We start from the raw sequence: 1,000 nt of genomic DNA on the forward strand, positions 1-1,000 counted from the left end.
AGGGAAGTCTCTCGATCAAAGAAGGCAGCACGGAAACGAAGTTTGGCACGGGGTTAACGTACGAAAATAGCAACTTCTTACATACGCGTGACGTGCAAGATGAATTTGAAAATATACGCGACCAATTAAAACTCATCTCCAGCATTATCGACACCGTCGGCATGATCAAGTCAGGCATGTATAAAGATGCGGGGGAGGAAAAAATCAAGCTGGTCACTTGGGAATTTAAGCCTCCGGTGATCAAGTTAACGGGCAGTCAAGCCACCGCGTTGACTGATAAGGGTGCGATAACCACATCGGGTAAAACCACGCTGGCCCTCGACCCCTTGTTGGATTTTTCGATCACCTTGGATGTGATACTTGCGGCCGCCGCTTACTTTAAAATCAAAAACCTGGTGAAAAAGCTCCAAGAAGAAGCCAAGAAGCTGGAAAGGAAAGTCAAAGAAGGCAACGTTGGGGCGTATTTTGGCGCTGAGTTTTTTGTCATGGCCTCAACCAAAATCAACACTCAAGGCAGTATTGAGTTTATCCCAGATACCAAGCCAGCCTATGCCTTTGATGCCGAGCAGGCTGTCACAATGACCACCGAGGTAGGGATACGAGGTGGCGTTAAGGTCTGGGTATTAGAGGGGCTGTTTGAATTGAAAGGCGGTATTGTCGCCAATGCCAAGTGCGTACTTAAAGGCGGAGAGGATAAAACCGAGCTTATCTTCTGCCATGAAGGCATTAAGGCGTATGTCAAAATGAAGGTCACGTTTAAGAAGAAAGCATCTGATGATACTGAATCAAACAACCAAGGCGGCCTTGGTGGGCTTGGAAAGGCCGATAACACGGCAGACACAAGTGAAGAAGAAACACAAGAATGGGAATGGGTTGAGCCATTACGTGCGGACGACTCCCCGTATCGAACCACCTTATTCGGTGGCGACTAGCAGAGGATAATATGAGAGCCATCACCTTAATTGTAACTGTCATTTTATTAGCAGGATGTTTTGGAGAT

Annotated in this window: 1 pseudogene; it reads left to right on the forward strand. The window is 47.0% G+C overall.

The features are described 5' to 3' along the window. Nucleotides 1-932 (forward strand): annotated as a pseudogene (locus DZ54_RS25365) (hypothetical protein); the annotation flags it as partial. Between the last annotated feature and the right edge of the window lie 68 nt (nucleotides 933-1,000).

The organism is Salinivibrio socompensis S35, assembly GCF_000513715.1.
GTDB classification, from domain to species: domain Bacteria; phylum Pseudomonadota; class Gammaproteobacteria; order Enterobacterales; family Vibrionaceae; genus Salinivibrio; species Salinivibrio socompensis.